This window comes from Gimesia sp. (genome assembly GCF_048260065.1).
In the GTDB taxonomy this organism is placed as follows: domain Bacteria; phylum Planctomycetota; class Planctomycetia; order Planctomycetales; family Planctomycetaceae; genus Gimesia.
On record NZ_JBLXHC010000003.1, the window covers coordinates 205,997 to 231,348 of the forward strand.

Here is a 25,352-nt window from a genome sequence, read left to right on the forward strand (position 1 = left end):
ATTTTCATCCAGAAGGTGAACGTCATGCTTCTTCTGTGTTTGAGCAAGCGCCTCGTCCCTGCTCTGCTTCTGACTGTTTTCTGCTGCACCACACCTGCCGCTCGCGCACAGAATTCAGAAAAAGTTTCCCCCACAAAGATTCGCTCCATCCTGTCTGAAAACTGTTTTCAGTGTCACGGCCCCGATGTCAAAAAACGGGCCGCCGATCTGCGATTTGATACTAAAGAAGGCGCCTTTGCCGATCTGGACGGGCACAAAGCGATTGTCCCTGGAAAGGTCAAAGAGAGCGAGCTGATCACCCGCATCACCACTGGCGATGAAGACCTCAAAATGCCCCCCGCAGAGAGTGGTAAAAAACTGACGGCAGAAGAAATCAACCTGCTCACACGATGGATTGAACAGGGAGCGGAATGGCAGGATCACTGGTCCTTTGTGACTCCAGTGAAACCAGCGCCCCCCGCAGTCAAGCAGACAGACCACGTTAAAAATCCGATCGACCAGTTCATTCTGGCCCGACTCGAAAAAGAAGGGATGAAAGCGTCACCGGAAGCAGATCGTCGCGATCTGATCCGACGCGTCACCCTCGATCTGACCGGACTTCCTCCCAGTCCAGCCGAAGTCGAAGCATTCGTGAATGACAAGTCACCCGATGCCTACGAAAAAGTGGTGAATCGTCTGTTGGAATCTCCCCATTACGGCGAGCACATGTCTCGTTACTGGCTCGATATCGCCCGTTACGGTGATACGCATGGTTTGCACCTCGATAATTACCGTGAGATGTGGCCTTACCGCGACTGGGTCATCAATGCTTTCAACACCAATATGCATTACGATCAGTTTGTGATCGAACAGCTGGCGGGTGACCTGCTGCCCAATCCGACTCTGGACCAGCAGATCGCGACCGGATTCAATCGCTGCCACGTTACCACGAACGAAGGGGGCTCAATCGCCGAAGAAGTTTACGTGCGAAACGTCATCGATCGCGTCGAAACCACCGGCCAGGCCTTCATGGGACTTACCCTCGGTTGTGCCGTCTGTCACGATCACAAATTTGACCCCTTCACGAAAACCGAATTCTACCAGATGTTCGCCTTCTTCAATAATCTGGATGGCCCAGCCATGGATGGGAACATCAAGGATTCTCCCCCTTCGGTTCGCGTTCCTAACGCGGCCCAGTCCAAACAACTGGAAGCGTACAAAACTCAGATCGCTGCCATCGTACAGCAGGGAGATAACAGAACCAAAACCAATGAACCGGCGTTTCAATCCTGGTTGCAGTGGAAACAGCAGATTTTAAAAACGGGCAGTAACCCGGACCTCTCCATTCCGCAACCGGGAGGATTACTGGCTGCCTATCCGCTCAATGAAAAAACAGAAGCCACCGCGGCGAATGTAAAAGACGAGAAAAACAAAGCGACTGTCAAAGGGGCTCCCAAATGGGTCGCTGGAAAGTTTGACAACGGCTTCCAGTTTGCTCCAGGCAGCTACCTGGATCTGGGTAAAACCGGACAGTTTAATAAAGGAACACCGTTCAGCTTTGCCATCTGGGTCAAAACAAACGGCAAAACATCGGGACCGATCGTATCCAGCATCAACCCGAATTCCCGCGAACGCGGATATGATCTGCAGATTACGAACCAGAACCTCGGCGTCAGACTCATCGACCGCTGGCCCGGCTATGCAGTGGAAGTGAAAACTGCCAATAACGAAATCACCGCCAATCAGTGGCATCACATCTGTGTGACTTACGATGGTTCCGCGAAAGCACATGGCGTTGCCATTTATGTCGACGGAAAACAGTCAGAACTGACAATCTCTTCTGATTCGTTCAAGAATACAACGCCATTGAATTCTGCGACTTTGACATTGGGACACTCGGCAACCAATGCTCACCTGACGAATGGCTTCGCCGATGAATTTCGTCTCTATGATCATGAGTTGACCGAATCCGAAGTCAATCAGGTCTACTTCGACAATCAGATTGATCCGCTTCTGAAACTGGCCGCCGAGAAACGCACGCCACAACAGACCGAATTACTCAGGCAATATTATCTGAACCAGTTCGACTCCGAATATCGCAAACTCCTGGCGAAAAAAGTTCAGATCAAAGCACAGGAAGATAAACTGATTCAGTCTCTGCCGACTACGCTTGTCTTCCGCGAGCGAAATAACGTCAAAGATGCCTTTGATCTCAAACGGGGGCAGTACGATCAAAAGGGAGACAAGGTCGAAAGAAAAACGCCGTCGCAGTTCCCCGAGATGGCAGCCGAATGGCCCGTGAACCGTCTCGGACTCGCCAAATGGCTGGTCGCTCCCAGTCATCCACTGACTTCGCGTGTCGCCGTGAACCGTTTCTGGCAGCAACTGTTTGGAACCGGCATCGTGGAAACCAGCGAAGATTTCGGCAACCAGGGAGCTGCCCCCAGCCATCCCGAACTGCTGGACTGGCTCGCGGTCGACTTCCAGGAACATCAATGGGATGTGAAACGTTTCATGAAGCAGATGGTCATGTCTGGCACTTATCGACAGAGTTCCAACATCACCCCCGAACTGTATAAGAAAGATCCAAAGAACCGCCTGCTTGCACGCGGCCCCCGCTTCCGTCTCGATGCGGAAACACTCCGTGATCAGGCATTGGCCGTCAGTGGATTACTGGTTCCCAAAGTCGGCGGTCCCAGTGTCAAACCACCACAACCCGATGGGCTCTGGTTTGCAGTCGGCTATTCCGGCTCCAACACGGTTCGCTTCAAACAGGATACCGGCCCGGAAAAAGTCTTCCGTCGCGGGATGTATACGTTCTGGAAACGAACATCGCCTCCCCCTGAAATGTCGACATTCGATGCCCCCAGCCGTGAAGCCTGTACGATGCGCCGGGAACGCACTAATACTCCACTGCAGGCACTTCTGCTCCTGAACGATCCTCAGTACATGGAAGCTGCCCGCGCGCTGGGCGAGCGCATGATCAAAGAAGGGGGCAACACACCAGAAGAACGGATCAAATTTGCGTATCTGCTGGCTACGGGAAAACCAGTCTCCGCCGAAGATCTGACCCTGATGCAGAACACGTTCCAGGATATGTTGACCTATTATCAGGGTGACTCGAAAGCCGCTACAGAACTGATCGCCGTTGGAGAATCCAAACCGGATCCCAAACTGAATCCCCAGGAACTGGCAGCCTGGACCATGATCGCCAACCTCATCCTGAACCTGGATGAAGTACTCACGAAAAACTGACGTTGCATAACGGAATTTCGAATGAGTCTCTGTCACAAACACAATCTGGTTTAGTATGAAATAGAAATAAAGGTAAAGTCATGAATCCCATTCAGGAACGACTCTCACAAATCACGCGACGTCACTTTTTCAAAACCGGTGGCTTAGGACTGGGTACCGCAGCGCTCGCCTCTCTGGAAGCGGGTCGTCTGCCACTTCAGGTAGCCACACCGGAATTAAAAGACATGAAATCGACGGGTGGCCTGCCAGGCGTCCCGCATTTTGCCCCCAAAGCAAAACAGGCGATTTACCTGTTCATGGCGGGGTCCCCTTCGCAGATTGATACTCTCGATTACAAACCCAAACTGGATGAACTGTTCGATAAGGATCTCCCAGAAGAAGTCCGTAAAGGTCAGCGACTGACCACCATGACTTCAGGACAGTCCCGCTTTCCACTGGCTCCTTCCAAGTTCAAGTTTCAGAAATACGATAATGGAGGCGATGGTGCCTGGGTCAGTGAGCTGCTGCCTCACACGGCCGGCATCGTGAAAGATATCTCCATCGTCCGCTCGCTCTGGACGGAAGCCATCAACCACGATCCCGCCATCACCTACATCTGCACCGGCAATCAGTTGCCCGGTCGCGCCAGTCTGGGCTCCTGGCTCAGTTATGGCCTGGGTTCCATGAATGAAAACCTCCCTTCATTCGTCGTGTTGACTTCTACCTGGTCGGGACGTCAGCAGGCACAGGCCCTGTACAACCGACTCTGGGGCAGCGGCTTCCTGGCGAGTAAATACGCAGGCGTTTCTTTACGATCACAAGGCGATCCCGTGCTGTTTCTTTCGAATCCTCCGGGGGTCCCTTCCAAACTGCGACGACGCATGCTGGATACACTGGCGGAAATGAATCAGAACGAATTCGATCAGATCGGGGACCCGGAAATTCAAACCCGGATTTCTCAATATGAAATGGCGTTCCGCATGCAGACGTCGGTGCCCGAACTGACCGACATCTCCAAAGAAACAAAAGCCACTCTCGACATGTATGGCCCTGATGTCCACAAGCCGGGCACCTTCGCCTACCACTGTCTGCTGGCACGTCGCATGGCCGAACGGGGCGTTCGCTTCTCACAGATCTTCCACCGTGGCTGGGACCAGCACGCGAACATTGCCGGCGACCTGCCCAAGCAATGTAAAGATATCGACCAGCCTGCAGCCGCCCTGGTCAAAGACCTGAAACAGCGAGGCATGCTCGATGACACACTCGTGGTCTGGGGGGGTGAGTTTGGTCGTACTGTTTACTGTCAGGGTAAACTGACGCGAGAAAATTACGGACGCGATCACCATCCGCGCTGCTTCAGTATCTGGATGGCGGGAGGCGGAATCAAAAAAGGGGTCGTGCATGGCACAACCGATGATTTCAGCTACAACATCACGGAAAACCCGGTTCACATCCATGAGTTCAACGCGACGATTCTCAAGTGCCTGGGAATCGATCACAAAAAACTCACCTATAAATTCCAGGGACTTGATCAGAGACTGACAGGGGTAGAAGATCACAGCCCCGTTGAAGCAATTCTCGCGTGACCCGAATATCACGTTTTTAAAGCGAAAGAGGCTCGTCCGTCACCTGCGACAGACGAGCCTCTTTTCATTGAATTTATCGTTGGCTGTTATTTATCAGCGTCCTGCTTCTGCAGTTTTAACATCTCAGCAGCATAGCGTTTGCCAAACTCCCGCTCCGATTCTGCATTGAAGTGCACCTGGTCACTTTTCGCAGGCAGTCCCTTAGAAGAAGCGACTGCTGTCGCGGGGACCTCTTTGGCGATCCCGTGTAATGCCTGATTGACGGTCGGAGCCCCCTCTCGTGTGAAAAATTCACCCAGCTCTCCCATCACGAAGGGCAGATCAGGTTCTCCCAGATCTGTTCTCAGATCCACAATCATTCCGGCCAACCGTTTCTGGTAACTGTTATATAATTTGGGATTCGAGGAATCCCCTTCTCCCTGATGCCAGATCGCGCCCTTAATCACTCCCTTATTCTGATTCTCTTTAGCCAGCTTGACCGCGCGTTCATAAAGATCGCCCCCCTTGACCCAGCGACTGAGTGGCGTCCCTCCGACCGCAGCAGGGATCAAACCGATCGTCACCTCAGGGTAAGCGTCTGCGATCACTGGTCCAAATCCTGACCCCGGTCCCACTCCTGCAATTTTCGGTTTATCGAAATGCAGCGGGTCGGTGGCTGGCACCCAGTTTCCTGCTTTGTCGAGTTTCAACACCCGGGGGTGTGCTTTGTTGGTGGCAGGATCAACTTTTCCACGCCCCGCCATGTTCGACTGCCCGATCAACAGGTAGATATGAAACTTTTCTTTCTCGGGTAATTCAGCCGGTTTGTCAGCTGCCATCAGCGGTGACAAAACAGAAAACATCCCCAGACACAAGGTCAGATTCAACAACCATTTAATTTTCATTTTTTGGATTTCCCACTCGAAAACAAGAGACACATACATCGGTATTTCTTTTACTATAGAGTCAGACGCAATTCCAACTCAAGTATACGGTTTCTGTTTTTTACGAAAGAAGCATCGCGCCATGAACTTTCTCAGCCCCAGAGCACTCGTTTTATTTCTCGTGGTAACCTTTTCCTGCCTGTCATCAGTATCAGCGGCTGATAAAAAACCGGCAGCAAATAAGAATGCGTGGAAACCATTACCAGGCGCGGAATACAAAGTCTATAAAAAGACCAAACAGGGTGACCTGCATCTGAATATTTATAAACCCGCAGACTGGAAAACCGGTGATTCCCGTCCCACCATCGTCTTCTTTTTTGGTGGCGGCTGGAGAAACGGTAACCCCAGTCAGTTTGAACCGCACTGCAAACACCTGGCATCGAAAGGAATGGTCGCCTGCACTGCCGAATACCGTATCAAATCCAAACACGACACCACTCCCTTTGAATGTGTGGCCGATGGCAAATCAGCGGTTCGCTGGATTCGCGAACATGCCAAAGAACTGGGAATTGACCCAGACCGGATCGTCGCCGGAGGCGGTTCTGCCGGTGGACATGTCGCCGCCTGTACGGGAACCGTGATCGGCTTTGACGAACCGGATGAAAATAAAAGCATCTCATCGGTTCCCAATGCGATGGCACTGTTCAATCCTGTCGTCGATACCACCGAAACCGGCTGGAAAGGGGGGCCTGCTCAGTTAGGAGAACGCTGCAGGGAAATCTCTCCAATACACTTTGTAAAGAAAGGGACGCCTCCCACCATCATTTTTCATGGTACTGAGGATAAAACAGTCCTGTTCGAAAATGTAGAACGATTCACAGAACAGATGAAGCAAAAAGGGAACCGCTGTGTGCTGGTTGCTTATCCGAATGAAGGACACGGCTTCTTCAATCTGCGTAAAAACAGTGAAGACAACTACTACTCCACCATCAAAAAACTGGACCAGTTTCTGACCTCACTCGGATATCTGGAACCGAAACAATAAACACCGTCGCTAAATCAACGCGCACCCTTTCAATGACGATCATCAACTTGAGGAATATTCCCATGGCCGGTTTCATAAATCGGAAGAGACTCTTTTTCGGCATCAGCTGCGCCATGGTCGTTTTAGTCACCTCGCTTCTGCAGGCAGAGGAGATCAAAACGCCTCGTTCACTGGATGATCGTGTGAAGATCGAACTGTTTGCCTCAGAACCGGACATCGTTACTGTCACCGGCCTGAGTGTCGATCAACAGAATCGTGTCTATGTTGTTGAGAGCCACACTCACTTTCGTCCTGAGAATTACCAGGGCCCCAAAACCGACCGCATTCGTCTGCTGCAGGACACCACCGGCGACGGCCACGCCGATCGCATCCAGACCTTCTATGAAGGTTCCACAGAAACGATGAATGTCGCCGCACATCCGGATGGCTGGATCTACGTCGCCACCCGCAGTTCGATCTTTCGACTGCGCGATAAAGACGATGATGGCACCGCGGATGTCAGGCAGAACCTGGTGCAACTCGAAACCACAGCCACCTACCCCCACAATGGTTTTTCCGGCTTCGCCTTCGACTTCTTTAACAACATCTATTTCAGCATGGGAGAGAACGAAGGTGCTGACGCGGAACTGGTCGGCGATTTTGGAAATGTCTACTTCACCTTCGGTCAGAATTACGGAGACGATGCCACGCTCATCGGCAAAGGAAATGTCCGCATTCCTGCCCTCCGCGGCGAAGGTGGCATCTTCCGTTGTCGCCTGGATGGCAGCAGACTCGAGCGCATCGCTACAGGTTTCTGGAACCCGTTTCACCTCTGCTTTGATGTCAACGGTCGCATGTTTGTCGGCGATAATGATCCCGGAAACCGGCCTCCCTGCCGCCTGCTCACAATCGTGCAGGGGGGCGACTATGGATATCGACGCCGAACGCTCGAACCCTTTATCGCCGTTAACGCAGAAACACCTGGCACACTGCCCATGACTTCGTCCACGGGCGAATCTCCCACTGGTCTGATCATCTACGAATCCGATCAACTCCCCGCAGACTATCGCGGGGAGTTACTGGTCGCCAGCTGGGGCGAACATCGTATTGACCGCTACCACCTCACGCCGGACGGCGCCTCTTTTCGAACGACAACACAACCGGTAATCGCCGGTGAAGAACATTTTCGACCCGCCGGTATTGCCGCAGGGCCGGATGGCTGCCTGTATGTCGGCGACTGGGCCGACCGTTCTTATCCCCTGCATGGCAAAGGCCGCGTCTGGCGCATCTCTGCAGTCAAACCGGAAACAAAACAGAGAGACAACACCATCACCTCTCCAGACTGGCAGACACGAAATGCCGCTGCGCGAAAGCAACTCAAGCAGGGAGCAGCGGGTATCTCTGCGTTACAGGCAGCTCTCAAAAATAAAGATCCCCGCGTCCGTGCCGTCGCTTTGAACGCCCTGGTCAGTGTCGACAAACTCACACCCGAACAGGCTGACTCAATCCTGCAGGACAATCAGGCCGGACTGCGGGAACAGGCGGTGACGATCCTGCCCGATCGGCTGATTAAGTTAACGAAAATCGCGAAGGAAGACCCCTCACCTGCGGTTCAGGCAGCGGCGTTAAGACGCATTTCAGAAAAGTCAGCATTACCGCTGATCTTTGAACGGCTTTCTTCTTCCGACAAATTTATGCAGCAGGCCGCGCGACAGGGACTCCGCAATACGCTATCCGACGCGGAGCTTGCAGAGAACTTTTCCCATGCTGATCCCGCCGTCCGTCTGGCTGTGATCCTGTTATTAAAAGAAAGCCGTGCTAACCCCTCTACTGCTATCCTGAAACAGGCATTAACAGATGAGAATCCGCAGGTTCGCTTTGCAGCCGTCGAGTGGATTGGTCGCGATGAGCTGCATGAATTTCGCGAGACTTTGATTGCAGACCTCGCCAGCAAAGCGACAACGCCGGAACTGCTTAAAGCTTATCTCGCAGCCATCGCGCAACTGGACGGAGTCATGAAAGAATGGACGCGAGGCACCACCGGCGACTGGTGGGTCAGCAAATCCCAGGCACGCCAGCAGGCAGCACAACTGCTCGAACTACCCGAAACTTCGCCGACCGTGTTACAACAGATCCTGCTGTTTTTGCCGGCAAATGATCCCGCTTTGAGCGAAGCGAAACTGACGGAATTCCTGAAATCGGAAGCTCCCGGCTTGCGAACCGAAGCTGTCCGCACTTTACGCGAACGCAAATCTGATTCTGCCCGGGATAAACTGTTGCAACTTGCTAACGATGAATCAACGGATGCCAATCTGCGTGCAGAAGCCCTGATTGGCCTCGACTCTTCTCTTTCCAAAAATATCGAGCCTCTGCTGAAATTAGCACAAGACAAAAATCCGATCGTCAGTAAAGAAGCCTTGCGCACCCTCTCCGGTGCCACCTTGACCGAAGCACAACGCAAGACTCTTCAACAGATCACAGCAGCAGGCACAGCTGCAGCGGTAGAACGGATCTTGGCACGACAGCTCAATGAAAAACGCCCCGGCAAGGAGCAACTCGCAGCATGGATGCAGACGCTCGCAGGTCCCGCGGACTCACAGGCTGGTCAGCGTCTTTTCTTTCACCCCAGAGGTCCCGGCTGTTTTCGCTGTCACCAGATCGATGGCCGTGGTCAACAGGTAGGCCCTGGACTCATCCGTTCGAACGGCCGGATCGCTCTGAACCGGGAACGGCTGGTGGAAGCGATCATCAATCCCAGCAAAGACATCGACCCTGGTTTTCTGCCTTTGACGATTGTCACCATCGATGGAAAGACGGCATCAGGCATCTATCACAAACACAACAATAAAGAACGCTCGATCTACGATTCGAAGGGGAATGTGATCTCATTCAAAATCAGTGACATTGAAGAGATGATCCCTTCCAAAACTTCGATCATGCCTGACGGGCTGGCAGACCAGATGACGTTTCAGGAATTTCGGGACCTGATAGCCTATCTGCTGCCGGAAAAAGAATCGAATGATTCATCTGACTGAATCTTATTTTAACGGACGGCCCCCCCGTTGACGTTGATCACCTGCCCCGTGATATAGGATGCTTCATCACTGCAGAGATAGCGTGCCATCTTCGCGATATCTTCCGGTGTCCCCCAGCACTGCATGGGGGTTTCCCGTTTGACCCGTTCCTGCCAGACCTCGCTGGCAGTCTCACCCCAGGTGGTCAGAATCCAGCCCGGGGCAATACAGTTCACACGCACCTGGGGAGCCAGCGAAACGGCCAGAGATCGACTGAACCCCATGATGGCATTTTTACTGGTCGAAAATAATTCCCCGCTGGCCCCTTCCATGCCCCGGTCTGACTGATCCCAGCCGATGTTCAAAATACAGCCACCCCCCTGCTGCTGCATGCGTTCTCCCACTTCGCGGGATAACAAAACGGTGCCTCGAACATCGACATCGAGTAGCTTTTCCAGTTTTTGAGAATAATCCAGTGTTGCTTCGCTTCCCGTCAGCAAATCGACCCCTGCGTTATTCACCCAAATGTCCAACTGGCCCCAGATCTGAAAAGCCTGGTTCAGAAAAGATTCATACTGTTCGAGACAGGCAAGATCTGCAGATAATGTCTCCGAATTTCGTCCCAGTTTGCGGATCTGGCTGGCAACGTCTTCAGCTGCCGCTTGCGATTTCCGATAATGAATCAGCACGTCCGCCCCCGCTTGAGCCATCTCAAGCGCGATTGCTTTTCCGATCCCACTGGAAGAACCTGTAACCAGAACTTTCTTACCGGTGAGATTACAGAACGAAGATACAGACACGTCATAACTCCATATTTAAAAAACACTTAAGCAGACAAAACGCATGTTATTTCGCGAATAATTAGATAAACTGGATAAATACTAGTTGACGATCGCTGATGGCACTACCATAATTGCCAACGAATTAAGGGAGCGTTCTTGGCGGTCATTTGAGACCGAAAAGCGTCTTCCTCATATCACATCTTTCGCCTGTCTGGCAAATAATACAAGTAGTTGAGTAAGTAATTCAGCTTAGATCTGCGCGCCATGTATTACAGGCGATTTAGGGCCACAATATTGTAAAGTTGGTATGGCCAGCGATTGGCTGCTTGTTTTTTTTGCGATTCATTCCCCCACTTGACTTGTGAGCGGAACGAACAGATTATGCCCCACAGGCCGGTCGTTGAAAAGAACGACGGTTGAAAATGAGCTTTTTTGCATGAATTTAAAAAAGGAAACTAGTAATATGGCCACAAACCTTGTGGATCCGCCCCAAGAAGGAACGACACAGCGATTTCCCACTCTGCCAGATCATCTTGAAAAGAATCTGGTAAAGGTCTTTAAGTTGCTGTCTGACGAGACACGACTGCGAATTATGCTTTATCTGGCCCAGGAAGAAGAGTTATTCGTTACGGCGTTATGCGAACGGCTCAATCAGAGTCAACCTGCTGTCAGCCACCACCTTGCACTGCTGCGAGATGCCGGTCTGATCGAAGCTCGACGGGATGGAAAACACAACTTCTATTCCATCTGCCGTGAACACTTCCATTCCATTATGGGAGAATTATTCAACAGTTTTAATGATCCCGATGAAAACATCATCCGAATAGATAACTTCACACTGACACAAAATCTGAGCTGATCCCTGAATCAGTCTCAAATCTGAAAAATCCACCGAAGAGGCCGACCATTGACAGTCGGTCTCTTTTTATTTGCGCTCATCTTTGATAGAACATAGCAGATTTAACCAGATTTTTTCCAGGTCCTGAGATTTGTAAAAACAATGCAGAAAACAGCGAAATTAGCCCTTGCCGATGGTAGTGTGTTCACAGGGACAGCCTTTGGTGCAGACGGAGAAGTCCACGGTGAAGTTGTGTTCAACACGAGCATGACCGGCTACCAGGAAATCCTGACCGACCCGTCCTACTGCGGTCAGATCGTCACCATGACCTATCCGCAGATCGGCAATTACGGGATCGTCCCCGAAGATGTGGAATCCGGGGGCATCGCCTTGCAGGGCTTCATCGTACGCGAACTCTGCGAAATCCCCAGCAACTATCGTTCAACACAGACTCTGGATGAATACCTCAAAGCGGCCGGTGTCATCGGCCTGCAGGGCATCGATACCCGCGCCCTGGTTCGAAAAATTCGCACCAGCGGAGCCATGACAGGCGTGCTCTCCACAACAGATCTCGATGATGAATCGCTGGTGAAGAAAGCACAAAGCAGTCCGCAGCTCGTGGGACAGGACCTGGTCAGTAAAGTCATCCCGGAAACAGCTTCCGAATGGACCGAAGCACTGCATCCCCTGGCACACAGCAGCTCGACACATTCATTCGCCGGTAAAAATATCGCGACACTATCCGAAGACGATGTTTCCGCCGACAGTGCCTACCACATTGTCGCCATCGATTATGGCATGAAGTGGAATATTCCGCGTCACCTGAAACAGCTGGGCTGTAAGGTAACTGTGCTCCCCGGTAACTGCACCGCTGCGGAAGTTCTGGAACTCAATCCGGACGGCGTCTTTCTTTCGAACGGCCCCGGAGACCCGGAACCGCTGACCTATGCCATCGATACCATCCGCGAACTGCTCGGTCAGGTCCCGATCTTCGGCATCTGTCTCGGGCATCAGCTGTTGGGACTGGCCTGTGGATGCAAAACATTCAAGCTCAAATTCGGTCACCGCGGTGCCAACCAGCCGGTAATCAATCACGCCACCGGACAGGTCGAAATTACCTCGCAGAATCACGGTTTTGCCATCGATCCGGAATCCAAACCCGACGATGTGGAAATCACCCATATCAATATGAATGACAATACCGTCGCCGGATTACGTCACAAAACACACCCGGCTTTCAGCGTGCAGTACCATCCCGAAGCCTCAGCCGGCCCGCACGACAGCCATTATCTGTTCCAGCAGTTTTTTGAAAGCATCAGTCAGGCGCGCGTTTCTTCCTGATCACTCCTGCGATTCATGTGAATCAGGGTTGAAATGATTGCTGAATTTCATTTCAATTCACTTCAATCAGGCGTGGAAGATCCGTTTAGAACCGACTCACCAGCCTCTGCAGATACAGAACCTGGCAACTTCAATACACACAGACTGGCAGGAACAGATTCTGTTCCCGCTCCTTTTTACAGACAACTGACAAGATAGAAAGAAACCCACATGGCTCTCGAACGAACTCTGATTCTGATTAAACCCGATGCCATCCAGCGTCGCCTGGCCGGTACCATTCTGACCCGCTTCGAAAACAAGGGACTGAAAATCGTCGGCCTGAAACTTCTGCAGGTTACGAAAGAATTAGCCGCCGAACATTATGCAGAACATGTGGAAAAACCTTTCTATCCGCTGCTCGAAGAATTCATCACCGCCGGCCCCGTCGTTGCGATTGTTGCAGAAGGCCCGGAAGCGATTACCGTTGTCCGCTCGATGATGGGTTCGACCAATGGTCGTGAATCCGCCCCCGGAACCATTCGCGGCGATTATGGTATCAGCCGCCAGATGAATCTGGTTCACGGCAGCGACGGTCCCGATGCAGCCACCCGTGAAATCAAAATCTACTTCAAGCCCGAAGAGCTCATCGAGTACGGCACTGCCCTGGGTGACTGGGTCTGTGCAGACGACGAGAAATAAACTCAGCTCTGTCTCAATTCGTAATAAAAAAGGACCATCCGAAAATCGGGTGGTCCTTTTCTTTTTGTCTCTCAGCGACAGGCAGCTTATTTTGCTGCTTCAATCGCCCGCTTCATCGCGGTGCCCATGTCGGCAGGGCTTTCTGCCACGACGACACCGGCTGCTTCCAGAGCGGCAATCTTCTCATCGGCGGTTCCACTTCCACCACTGATGATCGCACCTGCGTGCCCCATCCGTTTTCCGGGAGGAGCGGTCTTACCGGCAATGAAACCGGCCACTGGTTTGGTGACATGTTCTTTAATGTATTCAGCGGCTTCAATTTCAGCCGTTCCACCAATTTCACCAATCAGCATGATCGATTCCGTTCCGGGATCGTTTTCGAACAGCTCCAGCAGATCGATAAAGGTTGTCCCGATAATCGGATCACCACCGATGCCTACTGCCGTGCTCTGCCCCAGACCAATATTCCCCAGCTGCCAGGCAGCTTCGTAAGTCAGCGTTCCACTCTTGCTGATCAGCCCCACGGTACCAGGCGTATGAATGTAACCGGGCATAATCCCGATCTTGGCAATCCCGGGTGTAATCACACCAGGACAGTTCGGCCCGATCAGGCGGCTCTTTTTGTCTTTCAGATATTCCATCACGCGTACCATGTCGAAGACAGGCACACCTTCTGTAATCGCAATGATCAGCTCCATGCCGGCATCTGCGGCTTCCATGATCGCTTCGCCACAAAACGGTGGTGGCACGAAGATCAGACTGGTGTTGGCACCGGTCTTCTCAACGGCTTCTTCTACCGTATTGAAAACAGGAAAACCATCGACTTCGGTTCCCCCTTTTCCGGGAGTCACGCCGCCCAGCAGCGGAGTCCCATATTCGCGGCATTGCTGGCTGTGAAACAGCCCCGACTTACCAGTGATCCCCTGGCAAATGACGCGTGTCTTTTCAGTAACTAAAATACTCATAATCTGTCACCCTTGCGGGAAATATGTGTTTGAATGATGGCAAAGATCGCTTTTTACAAAACAACCACGTCAATTGATCGCGGCCCGCTGAACAGACAGCAGGGCCGCAGTCGATCCTACGAACTCAGGGTGGCGACCACTTTCTGAGCAGCATCGGTCAGGTCGGTCGCTGAGATAATATCCCGGCCACTTTCCGCAAGCATCACACGCGCTTTCTCCACGTTTGTCCCTTCCAGACGCACGACCAGAGGCACGGTGAATCCAACCTTCTCATAAGCTTCCAGCAGCGCGGTCACAATCGTGTCGCACTTCATGATCCCACCAAAAATATTGACCAGAACCGCCTTCACGTTTTTATCCGCCAGGATAATCCGGAATGCTTCGGTCACCTGATCGACGTTCGCTCCGCCACCAACGTCCAGGAAGTTGGCTGGTTCGCCGCCATGATGCTTGATCAGGTCCATCGTGCTCATTGCCAGACCGGCTCCGTTCACGAGACAACCAATATTTCCATCCAGTTTGACGTAACTCAGTCCTGCATTGCCCGCATCGACTTCAGCTGGTTCTTCTTCGGTCAGGTCGCGCAGTTCTTCCAGAGGCTTGTGGCGGAACATCGCGTTCTCATCAAACGAAACCTTCGCATCCAGCGCTACCAGTTCTCCGTCGCCGGTAATCACCAGCGGGTTGATTTCCGTCATGCTGCAATCATTGTCGATGAAAAAGCGGCTCATCTGGCAGAAGAACTTCTCGGCGTGACGAACCGTTTTTCCTTCCATCCCCAGTTTGAATGCCAGCTTGCGGGCCTGGAATCCGAGCAGACCGGTGTGAATCGAGAAGGGCTCGCTCAGAATTTTTTCCGGGCTCTCTTCTGCCACCACTTCGATCTCCATCCCCCCTTCTGTGGAGAGAATCAAAACCGGGCCACCTGCTTCACGGTCGACAACACATCCCAGATACAGCTCTTTCGCGATATCCAGTCCCTGTTCGATGAACAGCGTGTTGACCTGCTTGCCTTCCTCACCCGTCTGGATTGTCACCAGCGTTGAGCCCAGCATCCGCTCCGCGTTCTCACGAACTTCGTCGGCTGAGCGTGCCAGCACGACACCTGCCTGATCGGGGTATTCTTTGAAACGACCTTTTCCACGGCCGCCGGCGTGAATCTGCGACTTCACAACCACCAAGGGGCGATCCAGTTTCTCAAACGCGGCCACCGCTTCATCTACGGTTTTCGCTACAATTCCCTCAGGTACGGGAATCCCGGCTTCGCGAAACAATTGTTTGGCCTGATATTCGTGAATTTTCATTGATTTTTCAGACTTTCTCCTGAAAATTTGCTACCGATTAGAAAAAGCGGCGTTCAAAAACTTTGTCGAGCCCACAGCTTGAACTCAGGCCATCATAACGGTTTCCCAACTGCATATCCAGCAAGCCATCCTCGCCAGCGACGTAAAATTTCGGCATAATGGAAATCGGTGTCTGCTGCCGGTTTCAATCTGTTTTTTGATGCGTCAAAATCAGAAAACAGCCGTCTGTCCAACACGCTCCAATACAATTGATTCAGAGAAATCGCATGCTGAAAAACATCCCCCCCATCCTTTCGCCTGATCTGATGTATGTGCTCATGAAAATGGGGCACGGCGACGACATCGTCCTCGCCGACGGTAATTTCCCCGCCGACTCCCACGCCCGCCGACTCGTGCGTCTCGACGGGCATGATGTGCCGGAAATTCTGGAAGCGATCCTGCAGTTCTTCCCCCTCGATACATTTGTGGAATCGCCCGCTGGTGTGATGCGTCCGGTCGACGATCAGACCCCGACTCCCCCCATCTGGAAAACATATGCAGATCTTATTCATCAGCATGACTCCCGCAAGCCGGAACTGGAGCAAATCGAACGCTTCGAATTCTACGAACGGGCCAGAAATGCCTACGCCGTCGTCGCCACCAGTGAATCGGCCCTGTATGCTAACCTGATCCTCAAAAAAGGTGTGGTGACCACTTAGCCATCTTAAGCACTGATTCACCGCTCCACGTCTCCACTGCATAACTTCCCCTTGACCCACTCGCGCCGCCAGCGATAAACGCAGTTCTGTGTCGCGCGCGTGACCAGTTTACAGTGCACTGAAACACGCGACACCTGTTCGAAATATACACCCGATTTAAGGGCCTTTTTTCCAGATGAGCAGTTCGCAAAACAGTACCCGTTCCGAATGTATGCCTGCGGGTCGCCGCACATCGCAAGCCGTCACCCCAGCCCCCGCACTGATCACCCCGGCATCGGTTCCATATCAACCGGTATCGCCACAACATTCTGAAAATCCACTTGATCGCCTCACGCCATTCGCGAAGATTAAACATCATCGGGATGTAAACCATCATCCTCTCCCTTAGAATTCCACTGACAGAGAAAGCATTGTGAAACACGACCAGCTCCTGATTACCCTGGAAACGGTATGATAAAACGGGACAGAGTCTTAACTGCCATCGCAGACACGTTCGACGATTTGATGCCAGCACGACACCAGAACACGAACAGCGGACCGGGCAATAATACGGAAGCGCACGAGCAGACCCAGCTGAATCTCAACCACTGGTGCTCAACACGAGGCAGAAGATGCAATGAAATCCCGAGTCAGACACTATTACGAACTCTGATTTCATCAACCAAAAGTTTTGGGTAGTACCGGATGCAATCCGGTACGAGCGCAGCGAGCAGGAGGTCACAGCTGCAGCGATCGGCGCAGAGCAATGCCACCTACTTCTACGTTTCAGAAATGAGGTTCGCTTTCAAACCAGAGGCAACCAACTCTGCCACCTCCTGTTGTCTACGACAACCCCGGATTGCATCCGGGGCCACCCGAGAATTATTGATTCGTATAAAATAGCGGGTGGTACCGGATGCAATCCGGTACGAGCGCAGCGAGCAGGAGGTCTCAGTTGCAACGATCGGCACAGAGTAATGCCACCTACTTCTACTTTTCAGAAATGAGGATCGTTTTCAAACCAGACGCACCCAACTCTGCAACCTCCTGTTGTCTACGACAACCCCGGATTACATCCGGGGCCACCCGAGAATTGTTGATTCGTATAAAATAGCGGGTGGTACCGGATGCAATCCGGTACGAGCGCAGCGAGCAGGAGGTCTCAGCTGCAACGATCGGCGCAGAGCAATGCCACCGAACTCTTCATTTCAGAAATTGAGGATCGCTTTCAAACCAGACGCACCCAACTCTGCCACCTCCTGTTGTCTACGACAACCCCGGATTGCATCCGGGGCCACCCGAGAATTGTTGATTCGTATAAAATAGCGGGTGGTACCGGATGAAATCCGGTACGAGCGCAGCGAGCAGGAGGTCTCAGCTGCAACGATCGGCGCAGAGCAATGCCACCGAACTCTTCGTTTCAGAAAATGAAGATCGCTCTCAAACCAGCCAACCCAACTCTGCAACCTCCTGTTGTCTGACGACAACCCCGGATTTCATCCGGGGCCAGCCGGGAAGATACGAAAAACGTATCCAGCCTACTTCAACAGGATTGTCTGCTCACGGTCCGGTCCGACGGAAACGATTTCCACGGGTTTGCCGATGATTTCCTCGATCGCTTTGATGTAAGCAATCGCGTTTTCCGGCAGATCTTCCATCTTACGAATGCCGGTGATGTCCTCTTTCCAGCCTGCAATCGTACGATAGACAGGTTTGGCCTGTTCCAGATCCAGAATGTGGCTGGGGAAGTCAATGACCTGCTTGCCATTCACGTCGTAGGCTTCGCAGATCTTCAGTTCATCCAGGCCGCTCAAGACATCCAGCAGCATCACAGCGATACAATCCACGCCACTGATGTTGGCACCATAACGGGTTGCAACTGCATCGAACCAGCCACACCGCCGGGGCCGACCGGTCACGGTACCATATTCATTCCCTACATCGCGAATCCGCTGCCCGATTTCATCGTGCAGTTCGGTCACGAATGGTCCGCCTCCCACGCGGGTGGTATAGGCTTTCACAACGCCGATCATCTTATCGATATAGCGTTCGGAGACACCACTCCCGTTATGAATCCCACACCCGGAACTGTTGGAAGAGGTCACATACGGAAATGTTCCATGGTCGATATCCAGAAGGCTTCCCTGGGCCCCTTCGAACAGAATTTTTTTCTTGTCGGCGACCGCTTTGAGCAGATAGGCACTCGTATCAACCACATGGTCTTTCAAGATCTCTGCATAACCGGAATACTCTTCGTAAATCGCATCGACATCCAGAGGCTCTGCTTCCGGATCGAGGGCCTGAAAGATCTTGTTTTTATAAGCGACGATTTCTTCGAGACGGGCCCGGAAAAACTCGGGACGCACCAGATCCCCCATCCGGATGGCATGGGTCCGCCCCGCTTTGTCACGGTAGCAGGTCCCGATTCCCCGCATGGTCGTGCCAATCGCTTTATCCTTGCGGCTCTGCTCGAAAACGACTTCTTCCTGCATATGATAAGGGAAAATCACGTGGGCCCGGTCACTGATTAACAGCCGACTGGCTTCAATTGGACCATTCTGGTCGGCAATGGAGGCCATTTCCTGCAGGAAAGCCTTGGGATTGATCACAACGCCCCCGGTAATCACCGAAGTGACGTTGGGATTCAGAACTCCCGCCGGTAAAAGTGAGAGTTTGTAAGTCTTTCCGTCAAATTTAACAGTGTGGCCTGCGTTATTGCCCCCCAGGTACCGCACGACAATTTCGTGCTGTTCTGAGAGTAAATCTACAATTTTGCCCTTGGCTTCATCGCCCCACTGTAATCCAATTACCGACGTCGCTGACACAACACTATCCCACTGATTAGACAATATAAAACGGAGAAAAGATGATTCTGCCTGATTCAGAAAGGACCAGACAGGGCGCATTCCAGGCGCGCACCGGCCCATTTTATCGAACTAAAACCCGTTTGGGGAGCGCCACGCCTCAGGTTGATCTTAATAATTGGATTTTCGCTGCTGCTGGTGATATAATTTGAGACAGAGATCGCCGCCGTGCGGGCCAGACCAGTAAAATTCAGCAGGATAATGAACATAACTCCTCAAAAACGCGTACTGATTATTGATGATGACGAAGGTCTGACAGAACCGCTTCAAATGGCAATGGAAGCCGCCGGATACGAAGTCCTGGTCGCCCATGACGGAAACGAAGGCCTGATGAAAATCGAGCGGGATGCGCCGGATCTGGTGCTTCTGGATCTGGTCATGCCCCGACGTAGCGGTTTTGCGGTCCTCGACAGCATCACCAATTACAAACAGCGGGCCCCCCGGATCATCATGGTGACAGGGAACAGCGAACCCAAATACCGCGAACTCGCCCTCGACCGCGGCGTCGACCGCTTCATCCCCAAACCCTACCACATCGAAGAACTCATCGAAGCAGTGAATGACCTGCTGAACCCCGAGTAAAATCTTCCTGGTTATCTCAAAAAGCGGGTGGTACCGGATGCAATCCGGTACGAGCGCAGCGAGCAGGAAACTGACAGAGAAACCGCACAAACAAAAGTAACCGCTGCCGATCAGACCGAAGACATCGTAAGCTCCAATCTGAATCGATCAACAACACTGACAGTTTCCTGTTGTCTCGCGACAACCCCGGATTACATCCGGGGCCACCCGGAAAAAAGTTGGTCACTAAAAAGATTGGGGTGGTACCGGATGAAATCCGGTACGAGCGTAGCGAGCAGGAAACTGACAGAGAAACCGCTAAAACAAAAGTAACCGCTTCCGGCCAGACCGAAGTCATCGTAAGACTCACTCTGAATCGATCAACAACACTGACAGTTTCCTGTTGTCTCACGACAACCCCGGATTACATCCGGGGTCACCCGGAAAAAAGTTGGTCACTAAAAAGATTGGGGTGGTACCGGATGCAATCCGGTACGAGCGCAGCGAGCAGGAAACTGACAGAGAAACCGCACAAACAAAAGTAACCGCTGCCGATCAGACCGAAGACATCGTAAGCCCCAATCTGAATCGATCACCAACCCTGACAGTTTCCTGTTGTCTCACGACAACCCCGGATTACATCCGGGGCCACCCGATGGGTACACCTACAGATTTTTCAGATACATAATGCCTCGCAGAACCCCAGCACCAATCTGTGATGTTTTCTACCAGCCCCTTCTTTACCGGGTTCATGTGCATGTAGGTCAGTTTCTCTTCGATTTTTTCTTCTGTCTCGATCTCAAACGAGTAAAATCGTTTTTGCCAGATTGGATCTTCTTTCGGAGTTGTTTTCGCCAATTGATTTTGATCAAGCAAGAACAGCTTGATGGAGCGACTCGAACTCCGTTTCCAGTCCCTGATGAATGCACTGAGCTTACCGATTTCAGGAAACCAGATGAGAATATGGACATGATCTGGCATAATTACAAAACCGATGCAAATCGCGTTATGCCGTTTTAACTCATGATTGAGAGATCCAAGAAGTATTCGCTTGCATTGATCACGACTCAGGTGTGCACGTTTTCCATAGCAGGAAAAAGTAACAAAATGCACGTACCTCTGATTGTCATAAATGGTCGGTTTTCCCATCCAGATATTGTAGCGTGAATAAGGTATAACACTCCTATAAATAAAGAAAAACGGATGGTACCGGATGAAATCCGGTACGAGCGCAGCGAGCAGGAAACTGATAGAGAAACCGCACAAATAAAGAAATCGATTCACACCGGAACGCCGTAGTCGACGGTTTTGCTCTGAATCGATATTTCCCTCTGACAGTTTCCTGTTGTCTCACGACAACCCCGGATTACATCCGGGGCCACCCGGGAATTGTTGATTCGTATAAAATTGCGGGTGGTACCGGATGCAATCCGGTACGAGCGCAGCGAGCAGGAAACTGACAGAGAAACCGCACAAACAAAAATAACCGCTTCCGACCAGACCGAAGACATCGTAAGCCCCAATCTGAATCGATCAACAACCCTGACAGTTTCCTGTTGTCTTCGACAACCCCGGATTGCATCCGGGACCAACCGGTGTGAATTCATCCTCAACCGCCGCCGATTGCGGGCAGGAAGTGAATCTCACTTTCCGCAGTGACCTTCTCAGACAGTCCGCGGGGGGTTACGTTCTGATCGACGGTAACGGAGAGCCCTGCCCTGAGTGTGTCCTCAGGGCAGAGTCGTTCTTTGACACCAGGATACATCTCGTCTAACGACTCAACCGCCTCCCGGACGGTGGTCCCTTCCACAATGGCTTCCGTCGCTCCTTTGCAATAGGGTTTGAGCAGCGGAGGAATAAACAGACGAGGCATATCAGATTCCGTTCCTGATCAGGATTCTTTCTTCAACAGTTCGTGCAGAACCCGTGGCGGCGACATCGGCAGTTCGTACATCCGCACGTCGACTGCTTCGTGAATCGCTGCTCCCAGAGCGGCCGGCGGTGGTACGATGGGGACCTCCCCTACGCCACGCACACCAAACGGATGCCCGGGGTTCGGTACTTCCACAATGATCGTTTCGATCATCGGCAGGTCGTAACAGGTGGGAATCCGGTAATCGAGGAAGTTGGCATTCCGCATGCTGCCTTCCGTGTCATACCAGTATTCTTCGTTGAGCCCCCAGCCAATCCCCTGTACGGCACCGCCTTGAATCTGCCCTTCGACATAGGAAGGATGGATTGCCGTGCCGCAGTCCTGGGCAGCGGTATAACGAAGAATATCGACTTTACCCGTGTCCGGATCGACTTCCACATCCACCACGTGCGCACCAAAGGCTCCGCCGGGCTCGTTATGATTGGAAACCCCGCGTCCCACCAGCGGCTCACCTCCCAGAGATAATTCGATAGCAATTTCCTTGAAGGTCATCGACTTGTCCGGACCAATTACGGATCCATCTTCGTAAGAAACCAGATCCGGATCCACTTCCCACAGTTCGGCGGCTCGGCTGACGATCTGCCGCTTCAGGTCTTGTGCGGCTTCATAAGCGGCCCAGCCTGTCGCGTATGTCACGCGGCTTCCGCCGGTCACATCGGTATAGCCTACACTGTCTGTATCCACCACAGCCGGCTTGATGTCTTCCGCAGCCAGTCCGATCGCTTCTGCAAACTGCATGGCAATCGCGGTACGAGACCCGCCAATATCGGTTGAACCTTCCAGCAGACCGACAGAACCATCTGTGTTCACGGTCGCGGTAACAGCCGACTTCAGGCCGGCGTTGAACCAGAAACCGCAGGCAATGCCACGCCCCTGATTCTCACCCTCCAGCGGCGAATTAAAATGCTCACTGTTTTTGATCGCTTCGAGAGTTTCAATCAGCCCGACGCGCGGATAAGTCACACCATCAATTCGACGTGTCCCTTCTTTCGAGGCATTCAGCAGCCTGAAATCAATGGGAGCCATGCCCAGCTGTTCGCACAATTCATCGACGACGGTTTCCGTGGCAAACGCGGCATTGGTCGCTCCGGGTGCCCGATACGCGTTTGTGCGTGGCTTATTGACGCAGACATCGTATCCTTCCACGCGGCCGTTAGGCACATCGTAGCAGGAGAACACACACATGCAGCCTGCTCCAATGGGTGCACCGGGATATCCGCCCGCTTCATACGCCATCCACGCTTCAGCAGCGGTGATACGACCGTCAGCGTCGGCCCCCATTTTGACTTTGATATACGAACCGGGAGTCGGTCCGGTCGCCTGCAGAACGTCGGCCCGGTCCATTATCAGCTGGACAGGAGCACCTGACTTGCGGGACAGAACAGCGGCCACCGGTGCGAGGTAGACCGAAATCTTACCACCGAAGCCACCGCCGATTTCCATCGGCACGACTTTCACGCGGGCCAGAGGCACATCCAGCAGTTCGGCTACCTGCTGACGCACGGAAAACGTCCCCTGGGTTGACGTCCAGACCGTAATCTGTCCGTCGTTATTCCAGAGTGCAGTCGCGACGTGTGGCTCGATATATCCCTGGTGCACGGTTGCGGTGCGGAATTCTTTTTCCACGACGTACTTTGCATCGGCAAAGCCTTTCGCGATATCCCCTTTTTCATAGACGATGTGTTTGGCGATGTTCGATGGTTTCTCGCCTGTTTCACCGGAGGCCACCTCTTCGGTGCGCACATCCGGATTCAGAACGGGGGCATCGTCTTCCATTGCTTTCAGTACGTCCATCACTGGAGGCAGAACTTCATATTCCACCTTGATCAGACTGGCGGCTTCCTGTGCGATATGAATGTTGTCAGCAGCAACCGCCGCGATCGGATGCCCCTTGTATAGCACCTTGGTGCGGGCCAGGTTATTGCTGCTCAGGTGATTGAGGTTCACGGCCCCTTCGCCCAGTTCCGCGATTTTGTCGCCTGGTTCGGGCATGTCGGCACTGGTCGCCACGGCGCGAACGCCGGGTAATGCTTCCGCCTGGGAAATATCGATGGACTTGATAATCGCATGGGCGTGCGGGCTGCGGAGTGAGGCACCGTAGAGCATCCCTTTGACTTTGATGTCCGCTCCATACAAGGCACGACCAGTGACTTTGTCGGCTCCGTCGTGTCGGATCGGACGGGTGCCAATCACTTTATACTTGGGTGCATCGCCACTGCCTGCATCTGCTTTGGTTTCATCGATTGTCGCCATTACACTGTCTCCTTTTCACATGAGGCAGATTGTCCGCATCGTACTTCAGCAGCCTGCTGGATCGCACGTACGATTTTGTCGTAACCGGTGCAACGGCACAGATTGCCCGCCATCGAAAAACGAATCTCTTCTTCGGTGGGATTGGGGTTCTCATCCAGGAACGCTTTGGCTGCCATGATATAACCGGGGGTGCAGATACCACACTGCAGTGCCGCATTTTCCAGAAATGCTTCCTGCAGCGGATCCAGGCCATCGCCGGGGGCCAGGCCTTCAATCGTTTCGATATTCGCGCCTTCGGCTTCTACCGCCAGCATCATACAGCTGTTGATAGCTTTGCCGTCAATCACCACGGAACAGGCACCACAGTTCCCGTTCGAGCAACCTTCTTTGGCACCGGTCAGATTGAGTGTATTTCGCAAGACTTCGAGCAATGTCTGCCGGGGCTGACAGAGGAATTCCTCTTCACGCCCATTGACAGTCGCGGTTACGATCCGTTTCTTCGCCATCGAAAAGTCCTTATTAAAAATTGATCTATTAAAATTCGTTGATTGAGCCAGACATCAGTAATTTGATGCATTAACCGCGAGCACGTTCGACCGCTTTCTTCAGCACACGTTCGGTCAGCACACCTGTCACATGCAGGCGGAATTCTTCGGTTCCCCGCATGTCGGTAATCGGATGGATCACAGACCGGGCCGCCTCACCTGCTTTTTTGATGGTCTCATCATTCACAGGCTGGCCGGCCAGCAGTTCGCTGGCTTCCTGGGCATAAAATGGTTTCGCAGCGACTGCTCCCAGACCAATGCGTGCCGAGACGAAGTTCTCGCCACTTTCATCCAGTACGACAGACGCTCCGACGCCAACCACGGCGATATCCATTTCGTTGCGGGGAATGAATCGGCGGTAGTGAGAACCGCTGTGCTCAGGTCGTGGCGGGAATTTGAGTTCGACGATGATTTCGCCCGGTTCCAGGACATTCTGACCAGGTCCCGTGCAGAACTGATCAACGGGGACTTCTTTGGTTCCCGATGGCCCTTGAATCACAACTGTCGCATCCAGGGCGATCAAGGCGGGTGTCGAATCAGCGGCGGCTCCCGAGTTCGCCAGGTTCCCCCCGACGCTGGCCCGGTTCTGAATCTGCATGCCACCAATGATATTGCTGCTGTCAGCAATCGCCGTGTATTTTTCCAGAATTCCCGGATGGTTATAGATCTGGTAACAGGGGACGGCTGCCCCCAGACGCAACCCTGCGTCATTCACTTCCAGCACCATCAGTTCCGGGATCTTTTTCAGATCGACAATTAGATCGGTTGTTAACCGGCCGGTCCGGACATGGTCGATTAAATCGGTTCCTCCCGCGAGCGGGCGGGCATTTCCATTGCTTTTGGCCAGCAGACCGACGGCGTCTGCCAGTGAAGTGGGAGCTTCATATTCAAAGTCACGCATCGCAGGTTCA

The 25,352-nt window shown here is 52.7% G+C and carries 19 protein-coding genes; 9 read left to right on the plus strand and 10 right to left on the minus strand.

Annotation, left to right across the window (positions count from 1 at the left end; translation table 11 throughout):
- Positions 1 to 24: 24 nt before the first annotated feature.
- Positions 25 to 3,234, plus strand: a complete 3,210-nt coding sequence (locus tag ACN0YN_RS06980; protein ID WP_417384283.1) for a DUF1553 domain-containing protein — start codon at positions 25 to 27, stop codon at positions 3,232 to 3,234.
- An 80-nt stretch (positions 3,235 to 3,314) separates the two neighbouring features.
- Positions 3,315 to 4,799, plus strand: coding sequence for a DUF1501 domain-containing protein (locus ACN0YN_RS06985; protein WP_417384284.1), 1,485 nt, complete (start codon positions 3,315 to 3,317; stop codon positions 4,797 to 4,799).
- A gap of 86 nt (positions 4,800 to 4,885) precedes the next feature.
- Here the strand turns inward: ACN0YN_RS06985 and ACN0YN_RS06990 are convergent, their stop codons facing one another.
- Entirely contained in the window at positions 4,886 to 5,683 is a 798-nt protein-coding gene (locus ACN0YN_RS06990) for a sialate O-acetylesterase (RefSeq protein ID WP_417384285.1), read from the minus strand.
- 121 nt (positions 5,684 to 5,804) lie between these two features.
- On the opposite strand from ACN0YN_RS06990, the gene ACN0YN_RS06995 reads away from it, so the two are divergent.
- On the plus strand, positions 5,805 to 6,707 hold the full coding sequence (locus ACN0YN_RS06995; RefSeq protein WP_417384286.1) for an alpha/beta hydrolase: 903 nt from the start codon (positions 5,805 to 5,807) through the stop codon (positions 6,705 to 6,707).
- A 62-nt stretch (positions 6,708 to 6,769) separates the two neighbouring features.
- The gene (locus ACN0YN_RS07000; RefSeq protein ID WP_417384287.1) at positions 6,770 to 9,721 is read left to right on the plus strand and encodes a PVC-type heme-binding CxxCH protein; all 2,952 of its coding nucleotides are present in this window, start codon (positions 6,770 to 6,772) and stop codon (positions 9,719 to 9,721) included.
- 8 nt (positions 9,722 to 9,729) lie between these two features.
- On the opposite strand, the gene ACN0YN_RS07005 is transcribed toward ACN0YN_RS07000, so the two are convergent.
- Positions 9,730 to 10,500 carry an SDR family NAD(P)-dependent oxidoreductase gene (locus ACN0YN_RS07005; protein ID WP_417384288.1) on the minus strand — a complete coding sequence of 257 codons (771 nt, stop codon included), beginning with the start codon at positions 10,498 to 10,500 and terminating at the stop codon, positions 9,730 to 9,732.
- Between the two features lie 445 nt (positions 10,501 to 10,945).
- On the opposite strand from ACN0YN_RS07005, the gene ACN0YN_RS07010 reads away from it, so the two are divergent.
- The 3 genes from ACN0YN_RS07010 to ndk all read left to right on the plus strand — a co-directional run bounded on the left by ACN0YN_RS07010 (position 10,946) and on the right by ndk (position 13,339).
- Positions 10,946 to 11,341, plus strand: coding sequence for an ArsR/SmtB family transcription factor (locus ACN0YN_RS07010; protein WP_417384289.1), 396 nt, complete (start codon positions 10,946 to 10,948; stop codon positions 11,339 to 11,341).
- Between the two features lie 141 nt (positions 11,342 to 11,482).
- Entirely contained in the window at positions 11,483 to 12,661 is a 1,179-nt protein-coding gene (gene carA, locus ACN0YN_RS07015; protein WP_417384290.1) for a glutamine-hydrolyzing carbamoyl-phosphate synthase small subunit, read from the plus strand.
- 210 nt (positions 12,662 to 12,871) lie between these two features.
- Complete coding sequence (gene ndk, locus ACN0YN_RS07020; protein ID WP_417384291.1) at positions 12,872 to 13,339, plus strand: nucleoside-diphosphate kinase; 468 nt, start codon at positions 12,872 to 12,874, stop codon at positions 13,337 to 13,339.
- 86 nt (positions 13,340 to 13,425) lie between these two features.
- On the opposite strand, the gene sucD is transcribed toward ndk, so the two are convergent.
- Both sucD and sucC read right to left on the minus strand, forming a co-directional pair.
- On the minus strand, positions 13,426 to 14,304 hold the full coding sequence (sucD, locus tag ACN0YN_RS07025) for a succinate--CoA ligase subunit alpha (protein ID WP_417384292.1): 879 nt from the start codon (positions 14,302 to 14,304) through the stop codon (positions 13,426 to 13,428).
- A gap of 116 nt (positions 14,305 to 14,420) precedes the next feature.
- On the minus strand, positions 14,421 to 15,608 hold the full coding sequence (gene sucC, locus ACN0YN_RS07030) for an ADP-forming succinate--CoA ligase subunit beta (protein ID WP_417384293.1): 1,188 nt from the start codon (positions 15,606 to 15,608) through the stop codon (positions 14,421 to 14,423).
- Positions 15,609 to 15,874: 266 nt separating this feature from the next.
- Between sucC and ACN0YN_RS07035 the strand changes: the two genes are divergently transcribed.
- Positions 15,875 to 16,306: an RbsD/FucU family protein gene (locus tag ACN0YN_RS07035; RefSeq protein WP_417384294.1), complete on the plus strand. Its 432-nt coding sequence runs from the start codon at positions 15,875 to 15,877 to the stop codon at positions 16,304 to 16,306.
- A 1,517-nt stretch (positions 16,307 to 17,823) separates the two neighbouring features.
- Here ACN0YN_RS07035 and ACN0YN_RS07040 read toward each other — a convergent pair.
- Complete coding sequence (locus ACN0YN_RS07040; protein ID WP_417384295.1) at positions 17,824 to 19,110, minus strand: adenylosuccinate synthase; 1,287 nt, start codon at positions 19,108 to 19,110, stop codon at positions 17,824 to 17,826.
- Positions 19,111 to 19,350: 240 nt separating this feature from the next.
- On the opposite strand from ACN0YN_RS07040, the gene ACN0YN_RS07045 reads away from it, so the two are divergent.
- A complete protein-coding gene (locus ACN0YN_RS07045; RefSeq protein ID WP_417384296.1) occupies positions 19,351 to 19,731 on the plus strand; it encodes a response regulator transcription factor in 381 nt (126 codons plus the stop codon).
- A 615-nt stretch (positions 19,732 to 20,346) separates the two neighbouring features.
- Here the strand turns inward: ACN0YN_RS07045 and ACN0YN_RS07050 are convergent.
- The 5 genes from ACN0YN_RS07050 to ACN0YN_RS07070 form a co-directional block, all read right to left on the minus strand.
- Positions 20,347 to 20,859: an REP-associated tyrosine transposase gene (locus tag ACN0YN_RS07050; RefSeq protein WP_417384297.1), complete on the minus strand. Its 513-nt coding sequence runs from the start codon at positions 20,857 to 20,859 to the stop codon at positions 20,347 to 20,349.
- 460 nt (positions 20,860 to 21,319) lie between these two features.
- A complete protein-coding gene (locus tag ACN0YN_RS07055) occupies positions 21,320 to 21,583 on the minus strand; it encodes a MoaD/ThiS family protein (protein ID WP_417384298.1) in 264 nt (87 codons plus the stop codon).
- 18 nt (positions 21,584 to 21,601) lie between these two features.
- The gene (locus ACN0YN_RS07060) at positions 21,602 to 23,896 is read right to left on the minus strand and encodes a xanthine dehydrogenase family protein molybdopterin-binding subunit (protein WP_417384299.1); all 2,295 of its coding nucleotides are present in this window, start codon (positions 23,894 to 23,896) and stop codon (positions 21,602 to 21,604) included.
- On the minus strand, positions 23,896 to 24,402 hold the full coding sequence (locus tag ACN0YN_RS07065; protein ID WP_417384300.1) for a (2Fe-2S)-binding protein: 507 nt from the start codon (positions 24,400 to 24,402) through the stop codon (positions 23,896 to 23,898). Before ACN0YN_RS07065 ends, ACN0YN_RS07060 begins: the two co-directional genes overlap by 1 nt.
- Before the next feature lie 70 nt (positions 24,403 to 24,472).
- Positions 24,473 to 25,342, minus strand: coding sequence for an FAD binding domain-containing protein (locus ACN0YN_RS07070; protein ID WP_417384301.1), 870 nt, complete (start codon positions 25,340 to 25,342; stop codon positions 24,473 to 24,475).
- Positions 25,343 to 25,352: the final 10 nt, after the last annotated feature.